The sequence below is a fragment of the Erwinia persicina NBRC 102418 genome, from assembly GCF_001571305.1.
Lineage (GTDB): Bacteria > Pseudomonadota > Gammaproteobacteria > Enterobacterales > Enterobacteriaceae > Erwinia > Erwinia persicina.
This window is the reverse complement of record NZ_BCTN01000022.1, coordinates 40,217-56,263: the sequence shown is the minus strand read 5'-3', so window position 1 is coordinate 56,263 and position 16,047 is coordinate 40,217. Positions and strand designations below refer to the sequence as shown.

Genomic DNA, 16,047 nt, shown 5'->3' with positions numbered 1-16,047 from the left:
ACTTTTGTGCTGCTGGCGTCTCTTAACATATCCCCCGGCAACGGCGGCATATATTACTGATTTGAATTCCCAGCGCAACCACTATTTCAGGATAAGTTGTTCAACTGCTTAGGTTTCACGCGGTAAGACCACAATTCAGGCTAAAAGAGGACAAAAGTCGTCAGTTACAGTGCGGCTGAACGCTTCTGAGCCTGTTTTGCGGCTTCACTGTTAGGGTACAGTTTCACCACCTGCTGATAGACCGCTTTGGCTTTCGCTTTATCGCCTTTTTCCTGCATGATCACCCCAACCTTCAACAGCGCATCAGCACTCTTGGGCGATTTGGGATACTTTTTGACAACTGTAGCGAAATAGTAAGCCGCATCGTCTTTTTTGCCTTTGTTGTAATTCAACTGACCGAGCCAGTAATTCGCATTTGGCTGATAAGTTGAATCCGGGTATTTCTTCACAAAAGCCTGAAACGCTGCGATAGCCTGATCGTACTGTTTTTTCTCCAGTACCAGCGCTACAGCGGCATTATAGTCAGTATTCGCATCGCCGCTCTGGGTAGGAGCAGCAGCGGCAGCAGCAGGTGCCGCCGCTGCATTACTGCCATCAGAGGACGTCTCGGCAGCTGCCGCACCGGCACCTGACGCTGCCGCGGCACCGGCGTTTGCACCACCGCTGCTCAGCGCATCAATCTGCTGATAAAGACCTTTCTGACGTTCCACGACCTGATTCAGCTGATAGCTATTTTCCTGAATTTGACCACGAAGTGAGTCAATATCATTTTGCGTTTCGGAAAGTTGCTGCTGAAGCTGCTGGAGGAGTTGCGCCTGAGCATTAGAAATACGCTCAAGGGTAGTGACACGGTCTTCGACCGAGCCGGAGCCAACGTTACTGATTGTTGCCTGGGCATTAGCGGCCCAGGGGGCCGCTACGCCAACCAGTAACGACAGACTCAACAGGTGAGTTCTGAAGCTACTAATCATGTGATTCTCTTAGTAAACCAGTACTGCACGACGGTTTTTAGCATACGCTGACTCGTCATGACCCAGTACGGCTGGTTTTTCTTTACCGTAAGAAACGATAGAGATCTGGTCAGCAGAAACGCCTTTACCCTGCAGGTACATTTTCACTGCTGAAGCACGACGTTCGCCCAGGGCGATGTTGTACTCAGGTGTACCGCGCTCATCCGCATGACCTTCAACAGTCACTTTGTATGATGGGTTGCTACGCAGGAAGTTAGCGTGAGCATCCAGCATCTGAGCAAAGTCAGACGCGATGTCATACTTGTCCAGGCCGAAGTAGACGATGTTGTTTTTCTGCAGTTCCTGCATCTGCAGACGTGCCTGCTCATCAGAAGACATGTTACCGCTGTTCATGCCGCTGTTAGAACCGTCACCCATGCCCATACCGTTGGTCTGGTCATTGTTGTTGTTCTTGTGAGAGCTACATGCAGCCACTGCGATTACTGGCAGTGCCAGCATTAAGCCTTTCAGCACTTTGTTCAGTTGCATTATTTAATTCCTATTATAGTTTGCCATACATATTTACACATGCATCACAGATACGGCGACCAGGCAGGAAATTTGACCTGTCCATCGGTTGCCGGAAGACGCGCTTTGAAACGCCCATCCGTCGAAACCAACTGCAATACGGAACCCATACCCTGTGTAGAGCTGTAGATTACCATTGTGCCGTTAGGTGCGAGACTTGGCGTCTCATCCAGGAACGTGTCCGTTAATTGTTGAACGGCTCCCGTTACCAGATCTTGTCGGGCGACGTGTTGAGCGCCACCGTTGGTGCTGATCATCACCATTGATTTGCCATCAGAGCTCACGTCGGCATCCTGGTTCTGAGAACCTTCCCAGGTAATACGCTGGGCTGTGCCACCGCTGGCGCTGATTTTGTAGATTTGTGGACGTCCCGCCTGGTCAGAGGTATAGGCCAGACTCTGGCTGTCCGGGAACCAGGTCGGTTCAGTACTGTTATAACGACCGTCAGTCACCTGGCTGATCTGGCCAGAAGCGAGGTTCATCACATACAGGTTCAGGCTGCCGGTTTTCGATAAGGCAAACGCCAGCTTGCTGCCATCAGGAGAAAAGGCCGGTGCACCGTTGTGACGTGGGAATGAAGCCACCTGTTTGATCGCACCGTTAGCCAGCGTCTGGATAACCAGAGCAGACTTACCGCTTTCAAACGTCACGTAAGCCACTTTGCTGCCGTCTGGAGACCAGGCCGGTGACATCAATGGCTGTGGTGAACGGTGAACCACGAACTGGTTGTAGCCATCGTAATCTGACACGCGCAGCTCATAAGGGAACTGGCCGCCGTTGGTCTGGACTACATAGGCGATACGGGTACGGAATGCACCTTTAATCCCGGTCAGTTTTTCAAAGCTTTCGTCACTGGCGGTATGCGCTGCATAGCGCAGCCACTGTTTGGTGACTTTAAACTGATTCTGCGCCAGTACCGCCCCCGGATTGCCGGACGTGTCAACGAGCTGGTAAGAAACCATATAGCTACCGTCAGCGCCCGGCTGTACCTGGCCTACGACTACGGCATCAATACCCAGCGCAGTCCATGCAGCAGGCTGCACTTCGGCGACAGAGGTCGGCTGCTGGGGTAAGCGTGAACGATCGATTGGGTTAAATTTACCGCTGTTGCGCAAGTCGGCAGCAACGATGCCACCGATGTCTTCCGGCGCTGCACCCGGGCCATCCCACTTAAACGGCACAACGCCGATTGGACGTGCGGTATTCACACCCTGAGTAATTTCAATGCGGACTTCTGCATGCGCTACCGCGACAAACAGCATTAAAAAACTCAGCGCTACACGAAATGCCTGCTTCATTCTTTCTCCCTTATCCGGGCATAGCACCCACGATAATTAGCCTTGTATCAAGAAACCTAAGAGTACGGCATGAATAACATAGTTCAACATGCCGCTTATTATCGAATTCTTACAGTTTAAACCCGACTGTCGCTTCTTTCACAGCCTGCCAGACGTCCTGGCTTGGCGGTTTCGGGATCTTCGCCGTACGTGCAGCAGTTAATGCAGCCTGACAAAGCGCAGCATCGCCGCCCGCCGGTATCGCTGAAGTCAGAAACCCGTCCGGTGCCAGTTTAATACGGATATCACAGGTCTGTCCGGCGTACGTATCCGCATTATACAGTTTACTCTCAATCGCGCCTTTTACCTGGCCAAGATAGCTGTCAATTGCCGCGCCAGATGCGCCTGACTTCTTCTGCGTCCCCTGCCCTGCGGCACCGCCACCACCGGCAGCATTACCGGATTTCGGCGCATTTTTACCGGAGGTCAGATCGCCCAACAGATCGCCAACATCACCCGACTCTTTTGCGGCTTCTGCAGCTGCTTTCTTCTTCGCTGCGGCATCGGCTTTCGCTTTTGCCGCTGCTTCGGCTTTGGCTTTCGCTGCCGCTTCCGCTTTTTCTTTCGCTGCGGCTGCGGCTTTCTCTTTGGCTTCTTCTGCCGCTTTTTCTTTCGCTTCCGCCGCTGCCTGCGCTTTCGCTTCCTGAGCCGCTTTCGCATCGGCAGTGGCTTTGGCTTTCGCCTCGGCCGCTGCTTTCACTTTTGCGGCTTCAGCTGCGGCTTTTTTCGCTTCGGCTTCAGCTTCTTTCTTTGCGTCAGCAGCGGCTTTTTTCGCCTCTTCTGCCGCTTTTTTCTGGGCGTCAGCGGCGGACTTCGCCTGAGCATCCGCCTGAGCTTTTGCATCGGCTTTGGCTTTTGCTGCCGCAGCTTCCGCCTGCTTCTGTTCCTGCTGCGCCTGCTTCGCCGTATCCGCAGCCTGTTTCTGTTCGCTGGCCTGTTCCGCAGCCTGCTGTTTGGCCTCTTCCTGTGCCTGCAGACGCTCTTTCTCGATCTGCTTCAGTCGTTGCTGCTCCGCCGCCTGCTTCTGCTGCAGTTCTTCCGCCTGCTGTTTAGCCTGCTTCTGACGCTGCTGCTCAGCGCGTTTACTGTCGCTCTGCTGATTTTGCTGACGATTGTACTGTTCCACAACCGCGCCTGGATCGACCATGACGGCATCGATATCGCTACCGCCACCGCCGCCACTGGCATCGATGTTTTCGTCAAACGAGCTCCATATCAGCACCGCCACCAGAATGATGTGGAAAATAACGGATAGGGTTATTGCTCGTTTTAACTTTTCGTCTTGCTCGGTTGCCTTCGACACTCTCGGTTCCCAAAAACGGTTCGAATGAATTAAATCGGCTGCGTCATTAGCCCGACAGACTTCACGCCTGCCTGATGCAGCAAGTTCAGCGCCTTGATGATTTCCTCGTAAGGAACCTCTTTGGCTCCGCCAATCAGGAACACCGTTTTCGGGTTAGCCGTAATGCGCCGCTGCGCTTCGGCCACCACCTGTTCCGCTGGCAGCTGTTCCATCCGATCGTGATCGACCACCAGGCTGTACTGCCCGACACCGGCCACTTCAACAATCACAGGTGGATTATCATCGCTGGAGACGGTTTTAGAATCTGTAGCGTCCGGGAGATCAACTTCCACGCTCTGAGTGATGATGGGCGCCGTTGCCATGAAAATCAGCAGCAGCACCAGCAGCACGTCCAGTAATGGAACAATATTGATCTCGGACTTCACGTCGCGGCGACCGCGACCACGCCTTCTGGCCATGCTAACCTCCGACTTACTTGCTTACGTCGCTTGAGAACGCCTGACGATGCAGGATAGCCGTGAACTCTTCCATGAAGTTGTCGTAGTTCTGCTCCAGCTTGTTCACGCGCTGGGTCAGGCGGTTATAGGCCATAACCGCAGGGATTGCCGCGAACAGACCGATAGCAGTCGCAATCAGTGCTTCAGCAATACCTGGCGCCACCATCTGCAGGGTGGCCTGCTTCACCGCGCCAAGCGCGATAAAGGCATGCATGATCCCCCACACTGTACCAAACAGGCCAATATAAGGACTGATTGAACCGACAGTGCCAAGGAAAGGAATATGGTTTTCCAGCGCTTCCAGCTCACGATTCATGGAAATGCGCATCGCACGGGTTGCGCCCTCCACCACCGCTTCCGGGGCATGGTTGTTCGCACGATGCAGGCGGGCAAACTCTTTAAACCCGGCATAAAAAATCTGCTCAGAACCACCCAGTTCATCGCGACGAGCCTGGCTTTCCTGATAGAGACGAGACAGTTCGATACCGGACCAAAACTTATCTTCAAAGGCATCTGCATCACGCGTGGCCGCATTCAAAATACGGGTTCGCTGAATAATCACAGCCCACGAGGCGATAGAAAACCCGATCAAAATCAACATGATAAGTTTGACCAGAAGGCTCGCCTTCAGGAACAAATCAAGAATGTTCATGTCAGTCACTGCTTGAACTCCGCGACAATAGACTTGGGAAGCGCTATCGGCTTCATTAGATGTGGATTGATGCAGGCGATCAGGACCTCTGCTTCATTGAGCACACGGCCTTCTGCATTAACGATGCGTTGTGCGAATGTCATGGTCGTTCTGGTCATACGAATAACCTCGCATTGCACTTCGAGCATATCGTCGAGGCGTGCAGCTGCAAGGTAATCAACCGTGATACGGCGCACAACAAAGGCAACCTGCTGTTCCAGCAGAACCTGTTGATTGAAATGGCGCTCACGCAGCATTTCAGTTCGTGCCCGCTCATAAAAAGCGACATAGCTGGCATGGTAAACCACACCACCGGCATCCGTATCTTCGTAATAGACACGCACCGGCCATCGAAACAGCGTTGTACTCACTCTACATCCCGGTAATGCTAACGTTGGTACAGGAAAACGTTGCTACTATACGCAAGACCTAACACATTGGGAATGGGTTGCCACAGGCTGATGAAAATAATTATTGCACCGTAACAACTTCACTAATTTCAGCACATTTGTTAGACAACGATTGACGTAAATGCAGCTAAATAAAGGTTTGAAGACACTAACAGTGTGGAAGGAAACACGAGAAAACAGCGGACCAGGACGACCCGGCCCACTGCATTATGACAGGAAGAAAAACCCGACCCCACTCAGGAGGAGCAGCATTGCCGGAAGGGGGGAGAAAAAGCCGCGCCAGCGTAAGCGGCGCGGGCGGAACCCAACACCGTGGATCACGCCGGTACACACCGCCCACATCAGCAGCAACCCCTGCCAGATAGCAAGCTCACTGCTGTTGGCTGCAAAGCGCGATGGGTTCCAGAACATACATCCCGCCAGCACCAACGCGGCTACCAGGGAAAGCACCCGTAACGGGCGCTTATCCATCAGCTGATAAAGACGAGCGATGCCCTCCCCCATTACAGTTTCTCTTTACTCGCGGCAGACGCTTCCGCTTGCTCTAAGGCCAGCGCGGTAATGATACCGAAGGCACAGGCCAGCAGCGTGCCGAGGATCCAGGCAAAATACCACATGATGTCGCTCCTTCTTTAGTAAAGAGAATGGCTGTTACTTTCAATCTGTTCTTTGGTCAGCCGACCGAACATTTTGTAATAACACCAGGTTGTATAAGCCAGAATGATCGGCACAAAAATGGCGGCCACTACGGTCATGACTTTCAGTGTCAGCACCGTTGAGGTGGCATCCCACATGGTCAGACTAACATTAGGGACCGTGCTTGATGGCATCACAAATGGGAACATGGCAATACCCGCCGTCAGGATGACACAGGCCAGGGTCAGTGATGAGAACACAAACGCCCAGGCCCCTTTCTCAATCCGTGAAAAGAGAATAGTCAGTAGCGGAAGCACTACACCCAGGGCCGGGATAGCCCAAAGAACCGGGGCGTTATTAAAGTTAAGCATCCAGGCACCCGCCTGACGACTCACTTCTTTTACCAGTGGGTTAGATGCCCCGTTATGATCCAGTGCAGATGTCACGACATAGCCATCAATACCATAAACGATCCAGACGCCGGCTAGTGCGAAACACACCATCATGACCGCAGCAGAGATCTGTGCCGCTTTGCGGGTGCGCAAATGCAGTTCTCCCACGGTACGCATCTGTAAATAGGTGGCCCCCTGGGTAAGGATCATTGTCAGACTGACCACCCCAGCCAGCAGGCCGAAGGGATTAAGTAGCTGGAAGAAATTACCGGTGTAGAACAGCCGCAAATCATTATCGATATGGAACGGCACACCTTGTAACAGGTTACCAAAGGCGACACCAATCACTAACGGCGGTACAAAACTCCCAATAAAGATCCCCCAGTCCCACATGCCACGCCAGCGCATATCTTCGATCTTGGAACGGTAGTCAAAACCGACCGGACGGAAGAACAGGGAGGCAAGTACCAGAATCATCGCCACATAAAAGCCGGAAAATGCCGCTGCGTAGACCATCGGCCAGGCCGCAAACAGCGCCCCCCCTGCGGTGATCAGCCAAACCTGGTTGCCGTCCCAGTGCGGAGCAATACTGTTTATCATAATACGGCGTTCGGTATCAGAACGGCCAAGAATGCGGGTTAGCATTCCTACGCCCATATCGAAACCGTCAGCGACCGCAAAACCGATCAGCAAAATGCCAATCAGCAGCCACCAGATAAAACGCAATTCTTCATAAGTTAACATTTATGGACTCCTGTCTTAACGTGCAGGCTGCGAGGCAATGCTGGACTGTTCATAGTGATAGCGTCCGGTCTTGAGACTGCTTGGGCCAAGGCGGGCAAACTTGAACATCAGATACATTTCAGCCACCAGGAACAGCGTATACAGGCCACAAATCAGCCCCATTGAGAACAGCAGATCGCCAACGGTCAGGGAGGAGTTTGCCACTGCAGTAGGCAACACTTCACCAATGGCCCAGGGCTGACGGCCGTATTCAGCGACAAACCAACCTGATTCAATCGCAATCCATGGCAGCGGAATGCCATAGAGAGCACATCTCAGCAGAAGTGGCCATTTGCCAATGCGGTTACGGATCACCGTCCAGAATGACAGACCAATGATCAACAACATCAGCACACCGCAGGCGACCATAATGCGGAAGGAGAAATAGAGCGGAGCCACGCTTGGGATCGAATCTTTCGTTGCCTGCTGGATTTGCGCTTCGCTGGCATCGGCCACATTCGGTGTGTAGCGTTTCAACAGTAAACCGTAGCCAAGATCTTGTTTAGCTTCATTGAATGCAGTACGGACTGCAGGATCCTTGTTACCAGTACGCAACTCCTGCAGCAGCTCATACGCTTTCATCCCATTACGAATGCGTACTTCATGCTGCTCCATCAGCTCTTTCAGGCCCGTGACCTGCTTATCGACTGAACGGGTGGCGATCAGGCCAAGCGCCCACGGGATCTGGATAGCATAATGGTTTTTCTGTGCTTCCTGATCCGGGATACCAAACAACGTAAAGGCGGCGGGCGCTGGTTGGGTTTCCCACTCGGCTTCAATCGCGGCCAGTTTCGTTTTCTGCACGTCACCAATTTCGTAACCGGACTCATCACCCAGTACAATCACGGAGAGGATCGCTGCCATACCAAAGCTGGCTGCAATCGCGAAGGAACGCTTAGCAAAGGCGACGTCACGTCCGCGCAGCAGATAATAAGCACTGATCCCCAGAATGAACATGGCACCACAGGTATACCCTGCCGCGACGGTATGCACGAACTTCACCTGAGCGACCGGGTTCAGAACCAACTCGGAGAAGCTGACCATCTCCATGCGCATGGTTTCAAAATTAAACTCGGAGGCAACCGGATTTTGCATCCAGCCGTTGGCGACCAGAATCCACAGTGCGGAGAGGTTGGAACCCAGCGCCACCAGCCAGGTCACGGCCATGTGCTGCACTTTGCCAAGGCGATCCCAGCCAAAGAAGAACAGACCGACGAAGGTTGACTCCAGGAAGAACGCCATTAACCCTTCAATGGCCAGTGGGGCACCGAAGATATCCCCCACATAGTGCGAATAGTAAGACCAGTTTGTGCCGAACTGAAACTCCATAGTCAGCCCGGTGGCCACGCCCAGAGCGAAGTTAATACCAAATAACTTGCCCCAAAACTTGGTCATATCTTTATAGATTTGTTTACCTGACAGTACGTAAACCGTTTCCATAATAGCCAGTAAAAACGCCATACCCAGCGTTAATGGCACAAACAGGAAATGGTACATAGCAGTCAAAGCAAACTGTAATCGCGACAGTTCGACAATATCAAACATTTTGACTCCTTGCTCCGCAAGTGGGTTCCGACAGAAGAATACCCGAGTTAAATACTCAGAATTACCTGGAGACATCCCAATAAATAATAAAAGCTTAACCCCGAAAAGTGGTTCCTGAGATACAGAAAAGCACCCCATCCCTGTGACAAAAATGGCCCGTGACAGGTATGGAAGATTCAGAACGACCTCCTGACTCTCATAATACGCCTTTATACACACAGGTTTAAAGGGGTTTTGTGACGTCAGTATTATTTTTAGCAGGGAGTATCAATTTTCAATCTAACAGGGACTTTACCTGAATTTGATGTGGCGCAATTTAAACTAAAAAAGCAAAAATACGCCAGTAATATACCCAATAAATAACTCTGCTTTTCTTGATCTAAATTAATATTTAGATCTCATCTCCTGTGGTAGCAACACCAGTTTGTTAAAGGTTTGTGTGTATTATCACGATGAAGGTTAAAATATATAAACAATAAAAAAAGAAATTAACGTTAAATAACGCCCGCGATATTTAATAATAATTTAACGCAAATTTTTGTCATCAGAAATGAGTGGGACAGCGGTGAAAAAAAAGGCCACCCGAAGGTGGCCTTGATTGTTCATTCCGTACAACGACAGACAACGTTACTGTGGAAGTACCGCTTTCACCGCTTCACCGATGTCAGCCAGACTGCGCACCGTTTTCACGCCTGCCGCTTCCAGCGCAGCGAACTTCTCGTCTGCCGTGCCTTTACCACCCGCAATGATGGCGCCGGCGTGGCCCATACGTTTGCCTTTAGGCGCAGTTACGCCCGCAATGTAACCCACCACTGGCTTGGTTACATACTCTTTGATGAACGCAGCCGCTTCTTCTTCTGCGCTGCCACCGATTTCACCGATCATGACAATGGCTTCGGTCTGCGGATCATCCTGGAACAGCTTAAGGATGTCGATGAAGTTTGAACCCGGGATCGGGTCACCGCCGATGCCGACGCAGGTAGACTGACCGTAACCGATGTCAGTGGTCTGCTTAACCGCTTCATAAGTCAGCGTACCGGAACGGGAAACGATACCGATACGGCCTGGCTGGTGAATATGGCCAGGCATGATCCCAATCTTACAGGCGCCAGGGGTAATCACACCCGGGCAGTTTGGACCAATCATACGCACGCCAGCTTCATCCAGCTTAACTTTCACTGTCAGCATATCCAGTGTCGGGATACCTTCGGTGATGGTGATGATCAGCTTGATACCCGCTTCAATCGCTTCCAGAATACCGTCTTTACAGAACGGGGCTGGTACATAGATGACTGAGGCTGTCGCCCCGGTGGCTTCTACCGCTTCACGCACGGTGTTGAACACGGGCAGACCCAGATGCTCCGTTCCGCCTTTGCCTGGGGTCACGCCCCCAACCAGCTGCGTACCGTAGGCTAAAGCCTGCTCGGAGTGGAAGGTACCCTGACCACCGGTGAAGCCCTGGCAGATAACTTTGGTGTTTTTATCAATCAGAATAGACATTATTTACCCTCCGCTGCGGCAACAACACGGTGCGCCGCATCGCTCAGGCTGGTTGCTGCAATAATATTCAGGCCGCTGTCTGCCAGTTTTTTGGCACCCAGCTCGGCATTGTTCCCTTCCAGACGCACGACCACCGGCACGTTAACGCCCACTTCTTCTACTGCACCGATGATGCCGTCAGCAATCAGGTCGCAGCGTACGATACCGCCGAAGATGTTAACGAATACGGCTTTCACCGCATCATCAGACAGGATGATTTTAAAGGCTTCGGTAACACGTTCTTTAGTCGCACCGCCACCAACATCAAGGAAGTTAGCTGGCTGGCCACCGCTGAGTTTCACGATGTCCATCGTACCCATCGCCAGACCGGCACCGTTGACCATGCAACCGATGTTCCCTTCCAGCGCCACATAGTTCAGTTCCCACTGTGCAGCGTGAGCTTCACGGGAGTCTTCCTGGCTTGGATCACGCATTTCGCGCAGCTCAGGCTGGCGGAACAGTGCGTTGCCATCTGCCGTCAGTTTACCGTCCAGGCAGACCAGGTCGCCCTGCTTGGTTATCACCAGCGGGTTAATCTCAACCAGTGCCAGGTCGCGCTCCAGGAACAGCGTCGCCAGACCCATAAAGATCTTAGTAAACTGGCCAACCTGCTTACCGGTCAGACCCAGTTTAAACGCCAGCTCACGGCCCTGGTAAGGCTGTGGCCCGGTCAGGGGATCCAGCGCCATTTTGTGGATCAGGTGCGGGGTTTCTTCCGCCACTTTTTCAATTTCCACGCCGCCTTCGGTTGACGCCATAAAGACGACACGACGGGTGCCACGGTCAACCACCGCGCCCAGGTAGAGCTCCTGGTCAATATCAGTCGCAGACTCAACCAGAATCTGGTTAACCGGCTGACCATGTGCGTCAGTCTGGTAGGTCACCAGACGCTTGCCCAGCCAGTTCTCAGCAAAAGCACGGATCTCTTCTTTGCTGTTAACCACTTTCACACCGCCCGCTTTACCGCGGCCACCGGCATGAACCTGACATTTCACTACCCACGGGCCGGCACCAATCTTAGAGGCGGCTTCTTCTGCTTCGCGTGGCGTGGTGCAGGCATAACCGGTTGGTGCCGGTAAACCATACCGTGCAAACAACTGTTTTGCCTGATATTCGTGTAAGTTCATGATGTTCTATCCATTCAGGTCTGAAAAGATTTAGCTGCCAGAGGCGGCTACTCATAGGGTTGAGCACGGCGTGACGCCGTGCTCAGGGAGTTAGACATCCAGCAGCAGACGTGCTGGATCTTCCAGCAGCTCTTTAATCGCCACCAGATAACCTACTGATTCGCGTCCATCGATCAGACGGTGATCGTAAGAGAGGGCCAGATACATCATTGGCTGAATAACGACCTGACCATTGACCGCCATCGGGCGATCTTTGATGGCATGCATCCCCAGGATCGCACTCTGCGGTGGGTTGATGATCGGAGTGGACATCAGAGAACCGAACACACCACCGTTGGTGATGGTGAAGTTACCACCGGTCAGTTCGTCAACGGTCAGCTTGCCGTCACGCCCTTTCACCGCCAGCTCTTTAATCTTCTTCTCGATGTCAGCCATGCTTAAGGCATCCACATCTTTTAATACCGGGGTCACCAGGCCACGTGGCGTGGAAACCGCGATACTGACGTCAAAGTAGTTGTGGTAAACCACTTCTTCGCCATCAATTGAGGCGTTGACTTCCGGATAGCGTTTCAGCGCTTCTACTACCGCTTTGATGTAGAAGGACATAAAGCCCAGACGCACACCATGACGTTTCTCGAAGGCATCACCGTACTGCTTACGCAGTGCCATGATCGGCTGCATGTTAACTTCGTTAAAGGTCGTCAGCATCGCCGTGCTGTTTTTGGCTTCCAGCAAGCGTTCAGCCACGCGCTTACGCAGGCGGGTCATTGGTACACGCTTCTCGCTGCGGTTACCCAGCGATGGGGCCGCTGTCGCCGCAGGGGCCGGCTTAGTCTCTGCCGCTTTAGCTGGCGCTTTCGCCAGGTGTTTTTCAACATCTTCACGGGTCAGACGACCGCCAACACCGGTGCCTTTGATGGCTGCCGCGTCGAGGTTATGTTCAGCGATCAGGCGACGAATTGCCGGGCTGAGAGCATCATTACTTTCTTCTTCCAGGGAGGCGCTCTGACGCTGTGCCGGAGTAGACTCATTGGCTTCAGCTTTAGCAGAGGTTTCTTTGCCGCCGCTGTTGCCTTCTTTCAGTCGACCGAGTGCCTGACGGGAAACGACGGTTGCGCCCTCTTCTTCCAGGATCGCTTCCAGTACGCCATCCGTGGAGGCAGGGACTTCCAGGATCACTTTATCGGTTTCAATTTCTACCAGCACTTCGTCACGCTTGACGCTGTCGCCAGGTTTTTTGTGCCAGGTTGCTACAGTGGCATCAGCCACGGACTCAGGCAGGTCAGGAACAACGATATCTACGCTACTCATTCTTTTTCCTTAATTATTCAACGTTCAGCGCGTCATTAACCAGATCTTGCTGCTGCTGCTGGTGAACGGACATATAGCCAACTGCCGGGGATGCGGATGCAGGGCGACCGGCATAACGTAATGAAGCCCCAAACGGCACGACTTCGCGGAAGTGATGCTGGCTGCAATACCATGCGCCCTGGTTCAGGGGTTCTTCCTGACACCAGACAAAATCATGCACGTGAGAATACTGTTGCAGAACATCCTGCACCGCTTTATGCGGGAAGGGATATAACTGCTCAATACGCACGATCGCGACATCGGTTTGTTCGTTTTTACGACGTTTATCCAGCAGATCGTAGTAGACCTTACCGGAACAGAGCACGACGCGTTTGACCCCTTTCGGATCAAGATCGTCGATCTCACCAATCGCAGGCTGGAACGTGCCACTTGCCAGCTCTTCGAGTGAAGATACGGCCTGCGGATGACGTAACAGTGACTTCGGTGACATGACCACCAGCGGACGACGCATACCGCGCAGCGCCTGACGACGCAGCATGTGGTAAACCTGCGCTGGCGTCGAAGGCACGCAAACCTGCATGTTTTGTTCAGCACAAAGCTGCAGATAACGTTCCAGACGCGCTGAGGAGTGCTCAGGGCCCTGACCTTCGTAGCCGTGCGGCAGGAGCATTACCAGGCCACACATACGGCCCCATTTCTGCTCGCCGGAGCTGATGAACTGGTCAATCACCACCTGCGCGCCGTTAGCAAAGTCACCAAACTGCGCTTCCCAGATAGTCAGGGTACGCGGTTCTGCCGTGGCATAGCCGTATTCAAATGCCAGTACCGCTTCTTCCGACAGGACGGAGTCCCAGACCTTGAAGGTACCCTGACCGTTGTGCACGTGCTGCAATGGGGTATAGGTTGAACCATTCGCCTGATTATGGATAACCGCGTGGCGGTGGAAGAAGGTGCCGCGCCCCATATCCTCGCCGGAAAGACGGCATGGAATGCCTTCATCCACCAGCGTGGCGTAAGCCAGGTTCTCTGCAGCGCCCCAGTCAAACGGTTTATTACCTGCAGCCATTTCTGCGCGGTCGTTGTAAATCTTCGCGACACGCGACTGCATTTCGACTGACTCTGGTACCGTACTGATGCGTTTTGCCAGTTCCTGCAAGCGCTTCAGTTCGATAGATTCCGGATAGCCTTCATCCCAGTCGTGGTTCAGATACGGTGACCAGGTGAACGAATGCAGGCTCATTGGACGCCATTCCGGCACGACACATTCACCGGCATCCAGCGCATCACGGTAAAGGTTGACCATTTCCGTGGCATCTTCCAGGCTGGCGACCTGTTCGGCTTCCAGCTTGTCAGCATACAATTTACGCGGCGTCGGGTGTTTCTTGATTTTCTGGTACATGACAGGCTGCGTGGCGCTTGGCTCATCCGCTTCGTTATGGCCATGACGGCGATAACAGACCAGGTCAATAAACACGTCGCGTTTAAAGGTGTTACGGAAATCCAACGCCAGGCGGGTCACAAAGGCAACGGCTTCCGGATCGTCCGCATTAACGTGGAAGATCGGGGCCAGCACCATTTTTCCGATGTCAGTACAGTACTGCGTTGAACGCGCATCTTTAGGGTTAGATGTGGTAAAGCCGATCTGATTATTGATCACGATACGCACGGTACCGCCCACTTCATAACCGCGCGCCTGAGACATGTTCAGGGTTTCCTGCACCACGCCCTGGCCGATAACCGCAGCATCACCATGGATGGTGATCGGCAAGACTTTATTGCTGGCAGGTTCATCCAGGCGGTCAAGACGGGCACGTACTGACCCCATTACCACCGGGCTGACAATTTCAAGATGAGAAGGGTTAAACGCCAGCGCAAGGTGAACCATGCCGCCTTCGGTTTCCACATCTGATGAGAAGCCCATGTGGTACTTCACATCGCCGGTGCCGAGATGCTCTTTATGCTTACCAGCGAATTCGTCAAACAGGTCTTGAGGTTTTTTCCCCAACACGTTGATCAGCACGTTAAGACGGCCACGGTGCGCCATTCCCAGCACCACTTCGCGCGTACCGCTCTTACCGGCATGACGGATCATCTCGTTCAGCATCGGCACCAGCGCATCACCGCCTTCCAGTGAGAAACGTTTTGCCCCAGGGAATTTTGCCCCAAGGTAGCGCTCCAGACCTTCTGCGGCAGTCAGCTGTTTGAGGAAGCCCTTCTTCTCTTCAACAGAATAAGAAGCCTGCCCTACCGCCGATTCCAGACGCTGTTGGATCCAACGTTTCTCTTCGGTGTTGGTCATGTGCATATATTCCGCACCGATCGAACCGCAATAGGTTTGTTGCAGAGCGGCAAACAGATCCGCCAGCTTCAGCGTGTCTTTGCCAATGGCAAAGGAACCTACATTGAAACTTTCCTGGAAATCGGCTTCGCTCAGACCATGGTAGGCCGGGTCGAGATCGGGCACCGCCTCCTGCTTCCACAGTCCTAACGGATCGAGGTTTGCCTGCTGATGCCCGCGAAAACGGAAGGCGTTGATCAGCTGCAGTACCTTGACCTGTTTGGCATTAGTTTCAGGATCGCTAACGGAGGCGGTATAGCGCGATGCATCTTTCGCCAGGCGGCGGAAGTACTCGCGAGTGGTGGAGTGGAATTGCTCAGGTCTAACCCCAGTGCCAGGAAGCTCTTGGAAAAGAGATTTCCAGGCCACATCAACAGAGTCAGGATCGGTTAAGAAGTCCTCATAGAGCTGTTCTATGTAGGACTGGTTCGCGCCGGCCAGCCAGGAGGAGTCCAGCCAGGGTTTCATCGCGCTGTTCTGCATTGTGATCCCTTAAGCATATTTGTGCTTTTTTTTTCGCCGTGGTTGTAATGGAACCTTTGCAAGTCCCGCGCCGCGTTAACGGCTTACCGTGGTACGGTTCTTCGTTACGAGCGACCG

General features: G+C 53.0%; 15 protein-coding genes. All 15 read right to left on the bottom strand.

What is annotated here, in order from left to right; translation table 11 throughout:
* Positions 1 to 164 precede the first annotated feature (164 nt).
* Complete coding sequence (gene cpoB, locus EPE01S_RS19470; protein ID WP_062748487.1) at positions 165 to 971, bottom strand: cell division protein CpoB; 807 nt, start codon at positions 969 to 971, stop codon at positions 165 to 167.
* A gap of 9 nt (positions 972 to 980) precedes the next feature.
* Positions 981 to 1,499 carry a peptidoglycan-associated lipoprotein Pal gene (gene pal / locus EPE01S_RS19465; protein WP_062748485.1) on the bottom strand — a complete coding sequence of 173 codons (519 nt, stop codon included), beginning with the start codon at positions 1,497 to 1,499 and terminating at the stop codon, positions 981 to 983.
* Positions 1,500 to 1,543: 44 nt separating this feature from the next.
* The gene (gene tolB, locus EPE01S_RS19460; RefSeq protein WP_062748483.1) at positions 1,544 to 2,836 is read right to left on the bottom strand and encodes a Tol-Pal system beta propeller repeat protein TolB; all 1,293 of its coding nucleotides are present in this window, start codon (positions 2,834 to 2,836) and stop codon (positions 1,544 to 1,546) included.
* Positions 2,837 to 2,945: 109 nt separating this feature from the next.
* Positions 2,946 to 4,178 (bottom strand): cell envelope integrity protein TolA, encoded by a 1,233-nt coding sequence (gene tolA, locus EPE01S_RS19455; RefSeq protein ID WP_062748481.1) that lies wholly within the window; start codon positions 4,176 to 4,178, stop codon positions 2,946 to 2,948.
* A 29-nt stretch (positions 4,179 to 4,207) separates the two neighbouring features.
* Complete coding sequence (gene tolR, locus EPE01S_RS19450) at positions 4,208 to 4,636, bottom strand: colicin uptake protein TolR (protein ID WP_062748479.1); 429 nt, start codon at positions 4,634 to 4,636, stop codon at positions 4,208 to 4,210.
* Positions 4,637 to 4,649: 13 nt separating this feature from the next.
* Positions 4,650 to 5,327 carry a Tol-Pal system protein TolQ gene (tolQ, locus tag EPE01S_RS19445; protein ID WP_171148735.1) on the bottom strand — a complete coding sequence of 226 codons (678 nt, stop codon included), beginning with the start codon at positions 5,325 to 5,327 and terminating at the stop codon, positions 4,650 to 4,652.
* Positions 5,328 to 5,332: 5 nt separating this feature from the next.
* A complete protein-coding gene (gene ybgC, locus EPE01S_RS19440) occupies positions 5,333 to 5,737 on the bottom strand; it encodes a tol-pal system-associated acyl-CoA thioesterase (RefSeq protein WP_062748475.1) in 405 nt (134 codons plus the stop codon).
* Between the two features lie 246 nt (positions 5,738 to 5,983).
* Positions 5,984 to 6,280: a cyd operon protein YbgE gene (gene ybgE, locus EPE01S_RS19435; RefSeq protein ID WP_062748472.1), complete on the bottom strand. Its 297-nt coding sequence runs from the start codon at positions 6,278 to 6,280 to the stop codon at positions 5,984 to 5,986.
* A complete protein-coding gene (gene cydX, locus EPE01S_RS19430) occupies positions 6,280 to 6,393 on the bottom strand; it encodes a cytochrome bd-I oxidase subunit CydX (RefSeq protein ID WP_062748470.1) in 114 nt (37 codons plus the stop codon). Before cydX ends, ybgE begins: the two co-directional genes overlap by 1 nt.
* Before the next feature lie 15 nt (positions 6,394 to 6,408).
* The gene (cydB, locus tag EPE01S_RS19425) at positions 6,409 to 7,548 is read right to left on the bottom strand and encodes a cytochrome d ubiquinol oxidase subunit II (protein ID WP_062748468.1); all 1,140 of its coding nucleotides are present in this window, start codon (positions 7,546 to 7,548) and stop codon (positions 6,409 to 6,411) included.
* A 15-nt stretch (positions 7,549 to 7,563) separates the two neighbouring features.
* Entirely contained in the window at positions 7,564 to 9,132 is a 1,569-nt protein-coding gene (gene cydA, locus EPE01S_RS19420; protein ID WP_062748466.1) for a cytochrome ubiquinol oxidase subunit I, read from the bottom strand.
* Between the two features lie 627 nt (positions 9,133 to 9,759).
* Positions 9,760 to 10,632, bottom strand: coding sequence for a succinate--CoA ligase subunit alpha (sucD, locus tag EPE01S_RS19415; RefSeq protein ID WP_062748464.1), 873 nt, complete (start codon positions 10,630 to 10,632; stop codon positions 9,760 to 9,762).
* The gene (sucC, locus tag EPE01S_RS19410; RefSeq protein ID WP_062748462.1) at positions 10,632 to 11,798 is read right to left on the bottom strand and encodes an ADP-forming succinate--CoA ligase subunit beta; all 1,167 of its coding nucleotides are present in this window, start codon (positions 11,796 to 11,798) and stop codon (positions 10,632 to 10,634) included. Before sucC ends, sucD begins: the two co-directional genes overlap by 1 nt.
* A 90-nt stretch (positions 11,799 to 11,888) precedes the next feature.
* A complete protein-coding gene (gene odhB, locus EPE01S_RS19405) occupies positions 11,889 to 13,109 on the bottom strand; it encodes a 2-oxoglutarate dehydrogenase complex dihydrolipoyllysine-residue succinyltransferase (RefSeq protein WP_062748460.1) in 1,221 nt (406 codons plus the stop codon).
* A 13-nt stretch (positions 13,110 to 13,122) separates the two neighbouring features.
* Positions 13,123 to 15,930: a 2-oxoglutarate dehydrogenase E1 component gene (sucA, locus tag EPE01S_RS19400; RefSeq protein ID WP_062748458.1), complete on the bottom strand. Its 2,808-nt coding sequence runs from the start codon at positions 15,928 to 15,930 to the stop codon at positions 13,123 to 13,125.
* Positions 15,931 to 16,047: the final 117 nt, after the last annotated feature.

Coding starts and splice junctions, on each gene's coding strand:
- ybgE (WP_062748472.1), bottom strand. CDS start 6,280: ATGGGGGAGGGCATCGCTCGTCTTTATCAGCTGATGGATAAGCGCCCG.
- tolB (WP_062748483.1), bottom strand. CDS start 2,836: ATGAAGCAGGCATTTCGTGTAGCGCTGAGTTTTTTAATGCTGTTTGTC.
- cpoB (WP_062748487.1), bottom strand. CDS start 971: ATGATTAGTAGCTTCAGAACTCACCTGTTGAGTCTGTCGTTACTGGTT.
- cydA (WP_062748466.1), bottom strand. CDS start 9,132: ATGTTTGATATTGTCGAACTGTCGCGATTACAGTTTGCTTTGACTGCT.
- sucA (WP_062748458.1), bottom strand. CDS start 15,930: ATGCAGAACAGCGCGATGAAACCCTGGCTGGACTCCTCCTGGCTGGCC.
- sucD (WP_062748464.1), bottom strand. CDS start 10,632: ATGTCTATTCTGATTGATAAAAACACCAAAGTTATCTGCCAGGGCTTC.
- sucC (WP_062748462.1), bottom strand. CDS start 11,798: ATGAACTTACACGAATATCAGGCAAAACAGTTGTTTGCACGGTATGGT.
- tolR (WP_062748479.1), bottom strand. CDS start 4,636: ATGGCCAGAAGGCGTGGTCGCGGTCGCCGCGACGTGAAGTCCGAGATC.
- pal (WP_062748485.1), bottom strand. CDS start 1,499: ATGCAACTGAACAAAGTGCTGAAAGGCTTAATGCTGGCACTGCCAGTA.
- cydB (WP_062748468.1), bottom strand. CDS start 7,548: ATGTTAACTTATGAAGAATTGCGTTTTATCTGGTGGCTGCTGATTGGC.
- odhB (WP_062748460.1), bottom strand. CDS start 13,109: ATGAGTAGCGTAGATATCGTTGTTCCTGACCTGCCTGAGTCCGTGGCT.
- tolQ (WP_171148735.1), bottom strand. CDS start 5,327: ATGAACATTCTTGATTTGTTCCTGAAGGCGAGCCTTCTGGTCAAACTT.
- cydX (WP_062748470.1), bottom strand. CDS start 6,393: ATGTGGTATTTTGCCTGGATCCTCGGCACGCTGCTGGCCTGTGCCTTC.